This window comes from Shewanella sp. SG44-6, assembly GCF_014164185.1.
Taxonomy (GTDB): Bacteria; Pseudomonadota; Gammaproteobacteria; order Enterobacterales; family Shewanellaceae; genus Shewanella; species Shewanella vesiculosa.
Window position 1 is genome coordinate 1 of record NZ_JACJER010000097.1, and the last position, 17272, is coordinate 17272.

The following is a 17272-nucleotide window of genomic DNA, read 5'->3' on the forward strand; positions in this document are numbered from 1 at the left end:
GAATGGAAAGCGATTAATCCTACCAAAAAAAAGAAAGCGAAAACCATTTCCAAGACAAGTGCTATATAAAGCACCACGTTACCCCTATAAGAAAAGAGCCGCTCACTGTTAAGCGAGCGGCATTATATCGAAAGATAAGGCCTTTTTGTTTAGGCGATAGATAGGACTTTAAACCCACGGGTCCTCTTTATAAAAGAAAGCTATCCGTTCTCAAGATTCAACGAGAGAGCCTCATCAGAAATGATAAGGCTTTTTGTTTGGCGAAAGATAAGACTTTGAACCTGGTAAGCTTCTAGAATAGTAGACTCTTCATAAAGGTAGTCCGTTGGATATTAGCAACACCTAAAAAGCCTTAATAACTATGTCACTAAAAATTGCCCAGAAATGTGCCTTAAGGCGTAAATTATGTATCCCATTGCGTGATTGCACTCATCAAGAGTGCATTAAGCTTGCAACCTTCTTACCTTACAAATTATTATCTATGCCCTGCATACAACTATCCAACGCAAGCAGTCTTAAATGATAAGATACACAGTAATATTTCAACCAAGCTGAAACTCACCGAGTGAAGACGTGGCAATTTTGGCCTAACTATCGCCTGATGAATGCGGTAATACGATTTATTGATTTGATTAACGTTAGGTGTATTTTTATTCTGTCGTCCTATGTTAGGACGCACACCCTTATAGATTTTCAGCATTACTGGAGACAAAACTCATGACAAACGTGACAGTGGATGCCACGCAGTTAACGACTAAGCCATCACAAGATGGTTTTTACATGCCCGCAGAATGGGCTGCGCAACAAGCGGTGTGGATGATTTGGCCGTATCGTCCTGATAACTGGCGCTCTGCAGGAGCTTATGCTCAGGCGACGTTTGCCAAAGTGGCCGATGCCATTGGTGCAGTTACACCCGTTTATATGGGTGTACCTAAAGAATTTTTAGTTCAAGCTAAGACAGTGATGCCTTCCCATGTCACTTTGGTCGAAATAGAGAGCAACGATTGTTGGGCTCGCGATACAGGGCCTACTGTAGTAATGAATGCCAAGGGTGAACGCCGTGGTGTTGATTGGAGCTTTAATGCCTGGGGAGGTCACAATGGTGGCTTGTATTCTCCATGGGATAAGGACGAACAAGTCGCACAAAAGATGCTAACACAGCATGATTTTGAACGTTATGTCGCGCCGCTGATCCTCGAAGGTGGTTCAATTCATGTCGATGGTGAAGGCACCTGCATAACGACAGCCGAATGTTTGCTCAACAGCAACCGCAACCCAGATCTGAGTCGTGAACAGATAGAAGCATTACTGGGCGATTATTTAAATGTGCAGCAGTTTATCTGGTTGCCAGAAGGCGTGTACATGGATGAGACCGACGGACATATTGACAATATGTGCTGTTTTGTTCGCCCTGGTGAAGTGGTTTTACACTGGACTGATGATCAAACCGATCCCCAGTATCCTCGTTCAAAAGCCGCGTTGGATATTTTGCAAAGTACTGTGGATGCAAAGGGGCGTAAGTTAAAAATCCATCTATTGCCACAACCGGGTCCTTTGTATTGTACCGAAGAGGAATCTCAAGGCGTAATGGAAGGAACTGGTGTGCCTCGCACTGCGGGTGAGCGTTTAGCGGGTTCATATGCGAACTTTTTAATTACCAATCAGCGTATCGTTTTCCCGCTACTCGATCCTGCAACCGACGATATCGCAGCCCAAAAATTGCAGGAGATTTTCCCTGAGTATGAGATTGTCGGTGTGCCTGCTCGCGAGATCTTATTAGGTGGTGGCAATATCCATTGTATTACCCAACAGATCCCCTCTGGAAAATAAGTGAACCCAAGGAGAACACAATGACCATGTATGTCACTGTTGTTGCAACACAATTGGCTTTCATTAGGAGCGTGTCGCATGTTTGAAGTAACTGAAGTTTCTATTGCCGAGCTACGTGCCGCCCTCGAATCCGGTCGTACCACTGCGGTTGAACTGGTGCAGTCTTATCTTGCACGAATTGATGCTTACGACGGCCCAGCGACACAGACTAAGCTGAATGCATTAGTCGTCCGCAACCCTGATGCGATCAAGGAAGCAGAGGCTTCTGATGCACGCCGAGCTAATGGTGAAACACTTAGCCCACTTGACGGTATTCCCTATACCGCCAAGGACAGCTACTTGGTTAAGGGGCTGACGGCAGCTTCTGGAAGCCCAGCGTTTAAGGACTTGGTTGCCCAATACGATGCCTTTGCCGTTGAGCGCTTGCGCGCCGCGGGTGCTATCTGTTTAGGTAAAACCAACATGCCACCTATGGCCAATGGTGGTATGCAACGCGGTCACTACGGTCGCGCCGAAAGTCCATACAACGCTAACTACCTCACCGCACCTTTTGCCTCTGGTTCTTCTAACGGCGCGGGTACTGGTACGGCAGCAAGCTATTCTGCTTTTGGCCTAGCCGAAGAGACCTGGTCGAGCGGGCGTGGGCCGGCATCAAACAATGGTCTGTGCGCCTATACCCCATCTCGGGGCGTGATTTCTGTGCGCGGCAACTGGCCGTTGACACCGACCATGGATGTAGTGGTGCCTTACACTCGCACTATGGCAGACATGCTCGAAGTGCTGGATGTTATCGTTGCTGACGACCCGATCACCCGTGGCGATCTATGGCGTCTGCAACCTTGGGTCGAAATTCCCAAAGCATCAACAATCCGTCCAGCATCTTATGTGGCGCTTGCCGCTCAGGCCGACACGCTCAAAGGTAAGCGTTTCGGGGTGCCGCGCATGTATATCAATAAGGATGAATTAGCTGGCACCAGCGAAACCCCTGGTATCGGCGGCCCGACCGGTCAGCGTATCAATACGCGTGCATCAGTGATCGACCTTTGGCAGGCTGCACGCACAGCGTTGGAAGTTGCCGGAGCCGAAGTGATTGAAGTTGACTTTCCGCTGGTGTCTAACTGCGAAGGTGACCGCCCAGGCGCGCCGACTGTGTTTAATCGCGGCATCGTTACGCCTGAATTTCTCGATGATGAGCTGTGGGCACTATCGGGCTGGGCATTTGATGAATTCTTGCGTGCCAATAATGATCCTAAACTCAACAAACTGGCTGACGTCAACGGCCATTTGATTTTCCCGCACGACCTTGGCACCTTGCCCAATCGTGAGGGCGATCTTGCCGCTGGTATGGATGAGTATGTCAACATGGCCAAACGAGGTCTCAAGTCGTATAACCAAATCGACAGCATACCGGATGGTCTGCGTGGTTTAGAGAAGACGCGCAAGCTGGATCTCGAAGATTGGATGGACGAGTTAAAACTTGATGCCGTGCTGTTCCCAACTATGGCAGACGTGGGGCCGGCGGATGCGCATGTTAATCCAGCTTCCGCAGATATTGCCTGGAGTAATGGTATTTGGGTCGCTAACGGCAACCTAGCGATTCGTCACTTAGGTGTACCAACGGTGACCGTGCCTATGGGGGTTATGGCCGATATTGGCATGCCAGTCGGTTTGACGTTCGCGGGCCGTGCTTATGACGACAATAATCTGCTGAGGTTTGCTGGTGCATTTGAGGCAACTGGTGGCAAGCGCATCATACCTGCGCGCACGCCAGAGCTTAGTCAATAAGCACTAAGCCAAAGCACTTAGTAATACAGAACGGGATTGGCGTCTACACGTCAATCCCGTTTTTTAACGCCAACGTAAATACATCGTTAACATACACATGATGCAAAGATGTCGTTGAGCATAGTCAAAGAGCAAACGTCCTCAAAACACCACTTAAGACGGCCTTTTACTGCCAATCATAGCGTCGATTATTAATTGCGAAATCAATACTTTGATCTAGGTTTGAGCAAATGAGTGGCATGTAAAATGGTCACCTATTTGTTACGCGGTAATCCTCATAGTTTCCACAGAGACTTGACGGCGACATATTGGCCGCCAACGCTCAATGGTGCGCCAAGCCCAAGGTCAATCTTAACTAAGCCTTTCGCTGATCGTTCAGCTAAAAGCGCTTGCCCCATCACTTTTTTGAGCGCGAAAGGGTGTCGTTTGGGTTATCGATTTGCCAAAATGTTGTGATCTAAACCGATTCAGTCGAATCACTTTCAATAAAATGGTCGATCAGTGTTAAGGGCAAACTCACACCTGAAGTTACTGATCACAATCAAATCTAATTGTCAGCACTGTACCTAGAACAGAAATTCTTTTCTGCACTAGGCCTGCTATAGACTAAGGCTCAAGATATTACGAAATCGTGCCATTCATTTGCATGCTTGTTGACAGGTAATGGTGCTGAGATGTCTGTAGATAAGTGTATGTACGCAGTCGCACAGACAGTGTGATCGACTGATGGCATCATTTGAAGTTCTGACCTTATCCCATAGTGTCATTAAATCGCCTCAGATGCAGGAGTGACATGCCAAATGAATAAAACCTTAGTCATAGATTATTACACTGACATTCTTTGTGTTTGGGCTTGGATTGCTCAAAAACGTGTCGATGAACTTAATAAAAAATTGGCAAACAGCATCGAACTTCAATGTTACTACGTTGATGTTTTTGGTGATGTACCGACAAAAATAAACACCCAATGGCAATCAAAAGGCGGTTTTATTGGCTTTGCCGAGCACATACAACAGTCTGTATCTGCCTTTGAATACGCTCATGTAAACCCAAAAGTATGGACGCAAGTTAGACCCACGACTTCAGCCAATGCGCATTTGATGCTTAAAGCGATAGAGAATACTTATGATAAAAAGAAAAGTATCGATATGGCGCTAACGTTTCGAAGTGCATTTTTTATCGATGGCTTGGATATTGGCAATCTTGACGTGCTCTATGATTTAGCTAACGCCAATGGACTTGACCTAAACGCCATCGATACCAGTATTCGTGATGGTTCTGCTATGGCGTCTTTAATGGGTGACTATCAAAAATCAAAGCAACAAAACATTAACGGTAGCCCGTCTTTTGTGCTTGATGGTGGGCGACAAATATTGTACGGCGACGTAGGTTTTCGCGTCATTCTTGCCAATGTTGAAGAGCTTTTAAAGCATCCAACAGATGAGGCAAGCTGGTGCTGAAATGAGCGCGATTCGCTCATTGATGCTATCGATAGTGACATCGACCAAATGCCTGCTTAGCGATTAAGGGATTTTGGACCATTCGATACATAAAGAGAAACATGAACTCTAAAATCTCCCCTACAAGCACGTTAGACAAGAGCGATGATAATATTAAGAGGTATAAATGGTAGCCGAATCTATGTCTACGTCCACAGAATCAGCCACACAAGCGAAAACGGTTGCTGTTTTTGGTGGCGGTATTGCCGGACTAACGGCAGCGCATGAATTTGTAAAACTTGGCTATAAAGTCAAAGTGTTCGAAGCCAATCCTGATGCCGGTGGTTTTTTTAGAAGTGCCAGAAGAAAAGAAGATCAAGATATGCCTTCTGAATACTCCTGGCATGGAATGGGCCCTTGGTATAACAATTTTTTCGAACTCATCAAGGAAATCCCCTTTGATGAACACTCCAGTCTTTATGACAACATCCTTTCAAGGCCGGTAGTATTCGGCTTGGCGCCCAATTCAGGCACGGCGCATTTTGGTGATTCTAATTCCAAAAATGTCGATTTGGAAAACCTGTTTAGTATGACGACCAAAGAAAAATGGCTTTGGTGTTGGCTGATGGGAAAAGCATGGTGTTCAAATAATAGGAGCAGCCAAAAGTACAGCAACATCAATGCTAAAGAAGCTTGGCGCCCCTATTTAGCCCCTTCGACGCTGAGCACCTGGAGTTCCACTTTTGGCCCTTGGGTGGGTTCCGACTGGTGTCATGTTTCTTTCCACCATGTGGCGCATTTTTTCGTAAACAATTAGTCACCAAGTATTCGTATCATCATTCAGGAGACAGTGAAGGCGGCCCGTGGGATCACACGGCGCGCGACGGTTGGCTGCTTCTGAACGGGCCCAGCAGCGAGGTTTGGTTTGATAAGTGGGTCGATGACCTGAAGCAAAAGCAGGTCGAGTTTCATTGGCAGACCCCACTTCATCGTTTGAGTTTTGAGAATAACAGCATCACAGCGGCAGAGCTCGCCAATGGCGAAACCGTTCAGGCCGATATCTATGTCCTGGCACTGAATCCTTTTTCTGCGGCAGATATCTTGGCAAGAACCCCTTAGCTTGAAAATAAACCGCAACTTAATCTTTTTAAATCCTTGGTACAACAGGGGCCTCACGCCCAAGTGTCTTTTAGAATTGGCTTCAAAGAAAAAATGTCTTGGCTGCGACAAAGATGCGCGCTGGTTATTTCAGACTCCGCCTTTAACCTGACGCTTTTTTCTCAGGAACAAGCTTGGGGAGAGTCGAGTTCTCTGGGGGACGATATTCAATCATTGTGGACTGTCACCGCTTGCGTTTCAAAAGTCCCAGGCCCGGTTCATGGTCTTTGTTTGGAACAATGCACTGAGGAACAATTTCTTGATGAAGTGTTATTTCAATTAAAACAGAGTCATACCCTAGATGAACTGGTGAAAAAGGCTAACGGCGGCAAAAGCTGGCAAGATTTTTCCATTGTAAAAATCACAGTTTGGCATGAATGGACGTTTTCTCCTGAAGGAATAACATCGGCGCAACCCAAATGGGTGAATTCGACCAATACCCAGCAATATATGCCACAGCAAAAGACGACAATATCCAACCTTGTTCTTGCAGGCGCTCACACCCAAACGACCGCAGATGTGTGGAGCATTGAGGCCGCGGTCGAGAGTGGCAAGCTGGCGGTAAAGGTTTTTGAGCCGCAACTTAAGGTCATTCCACAGTCGAACTTTCTGGTGTTGAACGTCCCTGGGAAAATAGACGATGTGCTTTATTACTGCAAACTTCCAAACGTGTTGGATGTTGGTTTAATCGTCATGGTTATGTTATCAATAAGTCTAATCGCCTTTGGGCTTGCCGGATAAAGAGTAGCTTATATAAAACACAAATAGCGGAGGACTTATGCATGACCATGAGGATAAAAAGTCGCATTATCAAAAAGATAGCCTGACATTAGTCGGTGCCGTTGCGCTTGGCACTGGCGTTATGATTGGCGCTGGTATATTTGCCTTGACGGGCCAGATGGCCCAGATGACCGGAAGCCTTTTCCCGCTGGCATTTCTTTCGGCTGCGGTGGTTGTCATATTTAGTGCATATTCTTACGTCAAAATGTCCAATGCCTATCCTTCCGCCGGTGGCATAGCCATGTACCTGAAAAAAGCTTACGGCAGCACGGTGACAACCGCTTTTCATTCCCTGCTGATGTATTTTTCAATGGTGATAGCTCAGAGTTTTCTGGCGCGTACCTTTGGTACTTATACATTGCAGCTGTTTGGTATCGATGATACTAGCTTGTTGGTGCCGACATTGGGTGCCGGATTGTTGCTGGTGGCGTTTCTGATCAATTTGTCCGCCAACAAGATGATCGAAGGTGTCGCGTCGGTGCTCGGCTTTATTAAGATTGGCGGTATCGTTTTGTTCGGTATCGTTGGCGTAATGGTGGCAGGTTCGGTAGAAGTCGATTTCTCAACAGTCAGTCCAGACGCTTCAACTTCTGGTGCAACAATCGCTGGTTTTATTGGTGCAACCGCGCTGGGTATTTTGGCCTTTAAGGGCTTTACCACCATTACCAATAGTGGCTCAGAGCTTATCGATCCTCACCGAAATGTAGGCCGAGCCATTATGATCGCTATTGCTTTGTGTGTGGTGATTTATACGCTGGTGGGCTATTCCGTCGCCAGTAACCTGTCACTTCAGCAAATCATCGAAACAAGAAATTACTCGTTGGCCGCCGCTGCAAGGCCTGCACTGGGCGAGTATGCCGTCTGGTTTACGGTTGTTCTGGCCATGTTGGCAACAGCAGGCGGTGTTATCGCCAGCATATTTGCGGTTTCACGGATGTTGGCAATGCTGACCGATATGAAACTCGTTCCCCATAGCCATTTTGGCATGCCCGGTAGCATCCAAAAGCACACCCTGGTTTATACCGTCATTTTAGGTTTGCTGTTGACCATATTTTTTGACCTGACGCGGATTGCGGCTATGGGCATCATCTTTTATCTGATTATGGATATCGCGGTACATTGGGGGATCTTGCGACATTTGCGCCATGACATAGGTGCAAAACTCAGTATTTTGATCACCGCCATTATCCTTGATCTGATTGTTCTGGGTGGTTTTGTCTGGGTCAAGATAAACAGTGATCCATTGGTGGTCGGTGTCGCTGGTGTGGTCATGCTGGCTATTCTGCTTGTCGAAGTGCTGTTTTTAAGGCATCACCCTATCGAATCAAAAGACCACAAACACGGATAAAGTAAATAGTAGCTGCAGCAGATGGACATTTCGCTGTGCTTCTCTGCTGCAGTTTAGCTTGGTCATTATATCGAATATTTTTTATGTAAACATTGGAGCTAATTATGTCAAAAAACGTATCAGATCATTTAGTCGAAATGCTGGTAGAATCCGGTGTTAAGCGAGTTTATGCCGTGACTGGCGATAGCCTTAATCCGGTCAACGATGCTGTGCGAAGGGATGGTAGACTGCAATGGATCCATGTTAGGCACGAGGAAGCTGGCGCCTATGCGGCATCTATGGAAGCTGAGCTAAATGGTATCGGTTGTTGCATGGGCAGCAGTGGTCCTGGGCATGTTCATTTAGTCAATGGACTCTATGATGCCAATAGAGCTGAAAATCCGGTTATTGCGATTGCTTCAACTATTCATACTGAAAAAATGGGCCTGGACAACTTTCAAGAGACAAGACCCGAAGCGTTATTTCAAGATTGTTCAAAATATGTATTTCTCGCCAATACCCCTAAACAAGCTGTCAATGGTTTGCAAACCGCGATTCAGCATGCCATCAGCAAGAAAGGGGTCGCTGTGCTCGGGCTTCCCGGTGATGTGGCTTCAGCAAGTCTGTAATCTGTGCATACGGCGAATAAAAACTTCTATACCCAACCCAGAATAACCCCAAGCAATGAACAGCTTCAAGAACTGGCAAACGTCATTAACGAACATGAAAAAGTAATGCTGTTTTGCGGCCATGGTTGTCGCGATGCCGTTGAAGAAGTCATGCAATTGGCCAAAAGGCTTAATGCCCCATTGGGATATAGCTTTCGAGGCAAAATATTTTTTGAACGTAAAGAAAATCCTTATGCCGTTGGATTAAATGGGCTGTTAGGCAATAAATCTGGTTTTGAAGCCATGCATCAAGCCGATGTCCTGTTGATGCTGGGCACGGATTTTCCATATAGTGAGTTCCTTCCCGAAAAATGCAAAATTATTCAAATCGATACTAAACCCGAAAAATTAGGCCGTAGGGCTAAAGTGGACTTTGGTTATTGTGGTGATATTAAATCAACTCTTGAAGATCTCATGCCGTTAATTGATGCCAAAACGTCCACGGATTTCCTCGATAAAACCCGTTCACTGCATCAAAAAATTGAAGCTATCTATGAGAGCTATGTGGAAGAAAAGGGATCGGAAAAAAACATTCATCCAGAATATGTCGCTCATTTGGTGGATAAACTTGCCGATGACGATGCGATATTTACCGTTGATACGGGGATGAGCGCCGTGTGGGCCGCGCGTTATTTGAAAGCGGGAGCCAATCGCTACCTGACCGGTTCCTTTAATCATGGCTCGATGGCGAATGCTATGCCTATGGCGATGGGGGCAGGTTTATCACAACCAGACCGGCAAGTGATTGCGTTTTGTGGTGATGGCGGTATTTCAATGCTGCTCGGCGACTTAATGACCATTAGCCAATATCAAATTCCTGTCAAAATCATCATCTTTAACAATCGTTCGTTAGCCATGGTGAAACTTGAAATGCGAGTGGAAGGTTATATGGAGTGGCAGACGGATATGGTTAATCCTGATTTTATAAAATTGGCAGAGGCGATGAACATTGCTGCATGGGAGGCGACGGAGTCCAAAGATGTGGAACTCGCACTGGTAAACGGATTCAAGCATAAGGGACCTGCGATAATCAATATTTTTACCGATCCCAATGCTTTGGCAATGCCACCTACCTTAAACTTTGAGCAAGTAAAAGGCTTTGCGGCATCGATGACAAAATTAATGGTCAATGGAAAATTTGCCGAAATAGTCGATACCACTAAGAACGATTTAAAATACTTACGGGAATTATGATAAAACATTATGAAGCAAGCTATTAGGTTCACCACAATCGTCCTGGTTATTTTTGTCGTCATTATCGGCATTATACTCTGGCCTTTAGCGGGTCTTATTGTTCTTGTAGCCTTGCTCGTGCTGCTTGGATTGTATGATTTATTTCAAACAAAACACTCGATACTGAGAAACTTTCCTGTCATTGGTCATATTCGTTACCTATTAGAAATGATAGGTCCAGAGCTGCATCAATATTTCGTGGAGTCGGATACTGATGGTAAACCGATTAATAAGAATCATCGCAGGTACATCTATGAGCGAGCCAAAGAGCAAAATCAAACATCCCCCTTTGGCACTGAGCTCAATGTATATGATGATAATTATAAATGGATGCAGCACAGCATCTATCCCGCTAAGAAAATGGACACACCGCCACGGGTTGTGATTGGTGGCAAAGATTGCCAACAACCTTACAGTGCTAGCCTATTTAATATCTCAGCCATGAGTTTTGGTGCTTTGAGCAAAAATGCCATTCAAGCCTTAAATTTGGGCGCTAAAGCCGGTGATTTTTTTCACGATACCGGCGAGGGCGGTATATCCGAATATCATTTACAAGGTGGCGATTTAGTGTGGGAAATTGGTACAGGGTATTTTGGTTGTCGCACAGAAAATGGCTGTTTTGATGCGGAAAAATTTAAACAAAAGGCCAATTGGGCGCAGGTGAAGATGATTGAAATTAAACTCTCACAAGGTGCCAAACCCGGCCATGGAGGAGTACTTCCCGCAGTCAAAAATAATCAGGAAATTGCTGACATAAGAGGCGTTCAACCCCATACCGATGTGCTTTCTCCTCCCGGCCATTCCGCTTTTAGCAATGCAGAAGGGTTATTGCAGTTTGTTGAGCAATTAAGAGTGTTATCCAACGGAAAACCTGTCGGCTTCAAACTTGCTATAGGCAGTAAACAAGAGTTTATTGAAATATGTGAAAAAATGCTCGAAACAGGCATCAAACCCGATTTCATCACTGTGGATGGTGCAGAAGGGGGAACGGGCGCGGCACCTATCGATTTCTCAAACTATGTTGGTATGCCTTGGGAAGATGCACTGCTTTTTGTCGTGGATACGCTCAATACCTACAAGCTCAAACAAGACATAAAAGTGATTACGGCGACTAAGATATTTACCGCTTTTGATTTGTTTAAAGCCCTTTGTATCGGGGCTGATGTGTGTAACTCCGCTCGGGGCATGATGCTGGCTTTGGGTTGTGTTCAGTCCTTGAAATGCAACACCAATGAGTGTCCTACAGGCGTCACCACAAATAACCCCAAATTAGTGCGAGGCTTGGTGGTTGCAGAAAAATGGCAAAGGGTCAGGAATTATCACCAGCATATGTTGGACGATTTTTTGCAACTAATGGCCGCTTCGGGTTGTCATTCACTTGAAGAAATGAATCAAAATTTAATTTACAGGAAGGTGGATAAGCACTGGCTTTCCTATGCTGAAGTGGTAAAAGCCCGCTGATTTTTATGGATCATGCCGCTCCAATCGCCGTATCGTTATAACAGAAGCCGGGTCCACGCCTGCCAATATACTATTGGCAGGGATATTACGTATAACAATTGTCAGTGACGGAGACGGTTAGTCACTCGCGAGGCTCTGCAAAGCATTGGTGACCTCACTCATCCGCGCCGCCGTGACTTTACCGTGAACCTGCGAGATCAGATTACCGTTCTTATCCAAAACAACAATGACCGCCTCTTCGCTATCGGACGGCACACCCAAGGCGCTTTCCATGATCTGTGAGTTGAGAATCCAGGTTTGATCGTGATAGCGCTGCGGCACTTGTTCTTTGGCGCGGCCAATGACATCTTCTTCCGACATAAAGAAGGGTAAATTGACAGCCAGTACGTCGCGAACCCGATATTTACTATGATCTATCTCTGAGCGCAATGTGTTAACCCACTCCCGAGTGGATATTGCAGCATTGCGAGACGGCGTAAGTATCAGCAGTGTCGGTTGACCTATCAGTTTGTTACTGTCAACTTTTTCGCCGCTAAGCGCCGTCGCTGTAAATGACGGCCATGGTCCATCGCCTGCGATAGCAGACGGCCCACATAGGGTTAGTATCGCAAGTAGGGTCAGCTCAGTAACGCGTCGGGATGTTGAGCCCCAAAGTGTTGTCGGTATCATTGGTCTGGATATCATAGTATTCCTCTGCTCAGTGGTAGGGGGGCGAACAAGCAGGCTAAGCCAGATCCAAACACAGAAGGCGCAGCATTCAGTGAAACTCCTTCATAAATCATCTTGGCTCTCATGCCTGACGAGTAAGCATCACATATACAATATGCTATTGATGACATTTCATCTGTTCGCTAGCGAACTTTCTGCCAACCAGTGACCCTATTAGATTTGCAGACGCCATTTGTGGGTATGTGTTCTAACGAACAGACCAGCCAAATGCCAGCGCGCAAGCTGTAATTATCAGGACTTGCCGCAATGATCTTTTCCTCGGGCTCGGCAGGTTTCATCCTCATCATACATAACAGGATATCTAGCTTATGCTTTTCGAAACGTTTTCTAACCGCTCGCTACAGCTAGCCAATCGCATGGTAATGGCGCCGTTGACACGCAGTCGGGCTACGCCTGAGCATATGCCGAACGCGCTGATGGCAACCTACTACGGCCAACGTGCAACGGCGGGACTGATTATTACCGAGGGCACTTCGCCCAGCCCGAACGGACTGGGTTACCCACGCATTCCCGGCCTTTTCGATAGCGCTCAGATGAATGCATGGCAGGCAAGTACTTCAGCGGTACACGCCCAAGGCGGTAAAATCTTCTTACAGTTGATGCACTGCGGTCGAGTTGCGCATGTTGACAACTTGCCGGCAGGTGCCGAAATACTCGGACCTGATTCCGCGGCATGTCCCGGCGAGATGTATACCGATACCCTAGGCATGCAACCCCACAGTACGCCGCGCAAAATGACCGAGGAAGACATTGCTCATGTGGTAAAAGAGTATGTGACGTCGGCAAAACTCGCGCTGGAAGCCGGTTTTGACGGTGTCGAAATACACGGCGCCAACGGCTACCTGATTGAGCAGTTTTTGAATCCGCTAATCAACCTACGCAATGACGGTTATGGTCAGAGCATTGAAGGCCGCAACCGACTCGCGCTGGAAATTGTGGCTGCGACAGTAGCTGCCATCGGTAGCGACCGGGTCGGCATCCGGCTCTCGCCTTATGGTGTGTTCAATGGCACCGGCGCATTCCCTGACATAGAGACGCAGTACCTGGCATTGACCAAGGCGCTTTCCTCGCAGGGACTTCTCTATATCCACTTGGTTGATCATTCATCTATGGGGGCGCCAACTGTACCTGCCGACTTTAAGCTCAAGCTGCGCGCTGGTTTCGATGGCTTGTTTATCCTCTCAGGAGGGTTCGATCATCAAAGTGCTGAACAGGCGTTACGCGATAAACATGGCGATCTGGTCGCCTTTGGCCGCTCGTTTTTGGCTAACCCTGATCTCGTCGCTCGGATGCGCCAAGGTGCCGAGCTCAACACTCCAGACGAAGCGACTTTTTACGTACCTGGCGCCAAGGGCTACACCGACTATCCCACTCTGGCGACGTCACAAGAACGTTAACGCCAAAAGTCATCGCCGAGGCCGCACAAATTCAACACAAGCTTGCGGCGCCCATAAGACCAAATTAAAACAGGATTTCACTATGACCTACAAAAGCATTAATCCTAATAACGGAACAATCTTGAAGACCTTTGATGAAATCAGTGATGAACAGCTTGAGATCAAGCTTGCCGCTGCGCACGCCTGTTACCAAACATGGAAAAACACCAGCTATAAGCAACGCGCCGCTATTATGACCAAGGCTGCGGAACTTCTGCATGCGCATACTGATGACTATGCCAAGCTGGCAACACTGGAGATGGGGAAGCGAATTGATGAAGCCCGTGGCGAAGTGAATTTCAGTGGCAAAATCCTCAGCTATTACGCAGAGCACGCGGAAGCGTTTTTAGCTCCAGAGAAACTTGACCCGGAACATGGTGAAGCCCATATGGAAAGCAGCCCAATAGGCGTGATCTTCTGCGTCGAGCCGTGGAACTTTCCTTTTTATCAACTTGCTCGTGTCGCTGGCCCGCAACTGATGGCGGGCAATGTTTTGGTGGTGAAACATGCCAGTAATGTGCCCCAGTGTGCAATTGCCTTTGAGCAGTTGCTGATTGATGCGGGCGCCCCAGAAGGCCTGTACACCAACCTGCTGGTTTCGCACCAACAGTCTAACCAGGTTATCGACGACCCGCGCGTCAAGGGCGTGGCACTGACGGGTGGTTTTGCCGCTGGCAGAAGCGTTGCCGCCCGAGCAGGGCAGAACCTCAAACCCTCGTCAATGGAGCTCGGTGGCAGTGATGCCTTTATCGTGCTTGATGACGCAGATCTCGACAACACTATTCCTTGGGCAGTTTGGGGACGTATGTACAACCAGGGACAAACCTGCTGTGCTGCGAAACGCTTTATTGTGCTCGATTCGATTGCTGATAAATTCATCGACAAGTTTCAAACCGCGCTTGAACTTCAGCAACCTGGCGATCCGATGGACGAAAAAACCACCAAGGGGCCGATGTCGCAAGAAGCCGCTCTGGTTAATATTTTGAAGCAGGTCGATGATGCTGTAGCCCATGGGGCTAAGCTGTTAATGGGTGGCAAGCGTATCGACTGCCCGGGATCGTTCATGCAGACCACGATACTGACCAATATTGCACCAGGCAATCCTGCTTATCGCACTGAGTTCTTCGGCCCAGTCGCGTTAATTTTTCGGGTCAAGGACGAGGCTGCGGCCATCGCGCTTGCCAACGACTCAGACTTCGGACTTGGTGGGTCGGTGTTTACCGAAGATGCAGCTCGTGGCAAACGCGTCGCCAGTCAGATTGATACCGGCATGATGTTCATCAACAATATTGATTGGACCGATGCCGCGCTGCCGTTCGGCGGCGTCAAAGATTCCGGTTATGGCCGCGAGCTCGGCGAAATGGGCATTCAGCAGTTCGTTAATAAGAAGTTGGTTCGCACCATTTCGATGGCAGCACCGGTGTAACGGTTGCACATCTAAGGGTTAGCAAAATGAAAATATTAATATTTCACAAGCAATACCCTATAAGGCAACGGCATAACATGGCGAACGCGCATAGTCACCTAAGATAGCGACATCACTATTGAGGACTCAAGTAAATCAATGGGGTAGGTGGCTATGGTTTCACAATGCTATGATTTCATAATGCTATGGTTTCAAAATATCATGGCTTCACAACACTGGGTTTGAATGAAATGAAATCATTTCATTTCATTTCATCTTAAGCGTCTAGTTGTGAAGCCGATTAACCTTGCTTGGGCGGATATCGAAACGGCATGACGATATTCTATAAGGCTGGGATGATTTATGTTAAATCACAAGATAGTCGCTTATCTGTCAAGACGTCAATGAGTGAAACTTAGCATAGATATTTTAGTTAATAAGTTTCTAGTCTATCGGTTTCAGTTTTTACCACGGCATAACATTCGCAGCACAGGGTTTCGAGTTTTTGTCTGTTGGTCACGGTAATTTGGCCGCGCTTATAGTTGATTACCCCAAGTTTTTGCAGTTTACCGGCGGCTTCAGTTACGCCTTCTCGTCTGACGCCTAACATGTTGGCGATCAATTCTTGGGTCATAGTGAGATTGTTGCTAGCCAGTCTATCAAGTGATAGCAGCAGCCAACGACAAAGTTGCTGATCGATAGAATGGTGTCTATTACATATTGCCGTCTGTGCCATTTGGGCCATCAGTGCTTGGGTGTAACGTAATAACAATTCGCGAAGGTTTTGATTGTCGTTAAATTCATCGAACAATACTGATGCGGACAATTTATAGGCTCGGCCTGCACTTTGCACTATGGCGCGATTTATGGTGCTTTCTCCCCCCATAAACACCGCAATGCCCACTAAACCTTCATTGCCGACAACAGATATTTCTGCCGATGCCCCGTCTTCGAGAACGTTCAGTAAAGAGACAATACTGTCGATGGGGAAATAGACATTTTCAAGGTTTTGACCAGCTTCATAAATAACTTTACCTAAGGGCAGTTTTATTATCTTTAACTGCGGAAATAAGCGCTTTTTTGTCTCTTCAGGTAATGCTTTAAGTAATGCGTTCTCATTTGGGTCAATCATTGATAACCTTTTTATATTAAAGTGAATCATTCACCACTAGCTATGAAATTTCCTATGTTATTGCTTTTATTCAAGATTGCATAATGCTTAAGTAATCTCATTATCAATATAACAGAGTTTGTTGAATCGAGTAGGGTAAAGTGCATTGCTCAGCGTCATTAGCGTCATTAGCTATCACTGCAGGCAGTGGAGCCATTATTTTCCTTGTAAAAGCTATTGCATTTTGGGTGGTATTTATGGATATCGACAGGAAATTTAGTGAGGGCAGATAGTAAAAAAGGTCTTTGCAAAGCTGCGTTTTGCTCATAGGAAAGAGACTAAACAACAGCCTACAGCGATTACTTTGAGGCAGAAAGTCAGCGACTAAGGTTGCTATTTTGTGAAGATGAATGGCATAAAAAGGCTGAGCAGCAAAGTGATGGCAAGAGCCATTTTATAGCGGCTAGACAGTCGGCCTCACCGCCGGAGTTAGTTAAGTTTATGTGCTTTAAGTTTAGGTGCAGTCTAATGCAAGGTGCACTTAGCACCTGACTTTTTTCATCTACCTATAACTCACATGTTGAGGTGTTTTGGCTGATATTTGCCATTTATTTATTTTGAATATCATCAAGTGCCTGACGAACTTCATTCAAAATTAATCTGTTTGCCAAGTCTTCATCGATATCGGGCACATCCCATCCAAAAATAGCGCGATATTTCTCAATCAAATTGTTGACGTCATCGATGATATCGCTGCGATGGGCCGCTAACTCTAATTTTTCTATGTCAGTCATGTTAGTTCACCTTAAAAATGTATAGATAGATTTAGATTAGGCTAGTATTCGTGCTTATTCAGTGCGACACCGAACAGATTGAATAGGAAATTTGGTGCAAGCTGATAGTTATTCAC

The 17272-nt window shown here is 46.4% G+C and carries 14 protein-coding genes; 11 read left to right on the forward strand and 3 right to left on the reverse strand.

Features of this window, described 5'->3' with window-relative positions:
• Positions 1-717 precede the first annotated feature (717 nt).
• The 9 genes from aguA to H5185_RS15845 all read left to right on the forward strand — a co-directional run bounded on the left by aguA (position 718) and on the right by H5185_RS15845 (position 11681).
• The gene (gene aguA, locus H5185_RS15815) at positions 718-1830 is read left to right on the forward strand and encodes an agmatine deiminase (RefSeq protein WP_124016337.1); all 1113 of its coding nucleotides are present in this window, start codon (positions 718-720) and stop codon (positions 1828-1830) included.
• Between the two features lie 78 nt (positions 1831-1908).
• Positions 1909-3615: an amidase gene (locus H5185_RS15820; protein WP_182742586.1), complete on the forward strand. Its 1707-nt coding sequence runs from the start codon at positions 1909-1911 to the stop codon at positions 3613-3615.
• An 800-nt stretch (positions 3616-4415) separates the two neighbouring features.
• Entirely contained in the window at positions 4416-5075 is a 660-nt protein-coding gene (locus H5185_RS15825) for a DsbA family protein (protein ID WP_182742587.1), read from the forward strand.
• Between the two features lie 166 nt (positions 5076-5241).
• Complete coding sequence (locus tag H5185_RS23010) at positions 5242-5871, forward strand: NAD(P)-binding protein (RefSeq protein WP_259396236.1); 630 nt, start codon at positions 5242-5244, stop codon at positions 5869-5871.
• A 365-nt stretch (positions 5872-6236) separates the two neighbouring features.
• On the forward strand, positions 6237-6953 hold the full coding sequence (locus H5185_RS23015; RefSeq protein ID WP_310741672.1) for an FAD-dependent oxidoreductase: 717 nt from the start codon (positions 6237-6239) through the stop codon (positions 6951-6953).
• 37 nt (positions 6954-6990) lie between these two features.
• The gene (locus H5185_RS15835) at positions 6991-8340 is read left to right on the forward strand and encodes an APC family permease (protein WP_182697064.1); all 1350 of its coding nucleotides are present in this window, start codon (positions 6991-6993) and stop codon (positions 8338-8340) included.
• Positions 8341-8444: 104 nt separating this feature from the next.
• Positions 8445-8948, forward strand: a complete 504-nt coding sequence (locus H5185_RS23020; RefSeq protein WP_259396237.1) for a thiamine pyrophosphate-binding protein — start codon at positions 8445-8447, stop codon at positions 8946-8948.
• Positions 8949-8951: 3 nt separating this feature from the next.
• Complete coding sequence (locus H5185_RS15840) at positions 8952-10181, forward strand: thiamine pyrophosphate-dependent enzyme (protein ID WP_310741673.1); 1230 nt, start codon at positions 8952-8954, stop codon at positions 10179-10181.
• Between the two features lie 9 nt (positions 10182-10190).
• The gene (locus H5185_RS15845) at positions 10191-11681 is read left to right on the forward strand and encodes an FMN-binding glutamate synthase family protein (RefSeq protein ID WP_182742588.1); all 1491 of its coding nucleotides are present in this window, start codon (positions 10191-10193) and stop codon (positions 11679-11681) included.
• A gap of 117 nt (positions 11682-11798) precedes the next feature.
• Here the strand turns inward: H5185_RS15845 and H5185_RS23025 are convergent, their stop codons facing one another.
• Positions 11799-12110, reverse strand: coding sequence for a hypothetical protein (locus tag H5185_RS23025; RefSeq protein WP_259396238.1), 312 nt, complete (start codon positions 12108-12110; stop codon positions 11799-11801).
• Positions 12111-12718: 608 nt separating this feature from the next.
• Between H5185_RS23025 and H5185_RS15855 the strand changes: the two genes are divergently transcribed.
• Both H5185_RS15855 and H5185_RS15860 read left to right on the forward strand, forming a co-directional pair.
• Positions 12719-13807, forward strand: a complete 1089-nt coding sequence (locus H5185_RS15855; protein WP_182742590.1) for an alkene reductase — start codon at positions 12719-12721, stop codon at positions 13805-13807.
• Positions 13808-13889: 82 nt separating this feature from the next.
• Positions 13890-15272, forward strand: a complete 1383-nt coding sequence (locus H5185_RS15860) for an NAD-dependent succinate-semialdehyde dehydrogenase (RefSeq protein WP_182742591.1) — start codon at positions 13890-13892, stop codon at positions 15270-15272.
• Positions 15273-15684: 412 nt separating this feature from the next.
• On the opposite strand, the gene H5185_RS15865 is transcribed toward H5185_RS15860, so the two are convergent.
• Positions 15685-16383 carry a Crp/Fnr family transcriptional regulator gene (locus tag H5185_RS15865; RefSeq protein WP_124016347.1) on the reverse strand — a complete coding sequence of 233 codons (699 nt, stop codon included), beginning with the start codon at positions 16381-16383 and terminating at the stop codon, positions 15685-15687.
• Positions 16384-16970: 587 nt separating this feature from the next.
• Positions 16971-17156, reverse strand: coding sequence for a hypothetical protein (locus tag H5185_RS15870; RefSeq protein ID WP_124016348.1), 186 nt, complete (start codon positions 17154-17156; stop codon positions 16971-16973).
• Between the last annotated feature and the right edge of the window lie 116 nt (positions 17157-17272).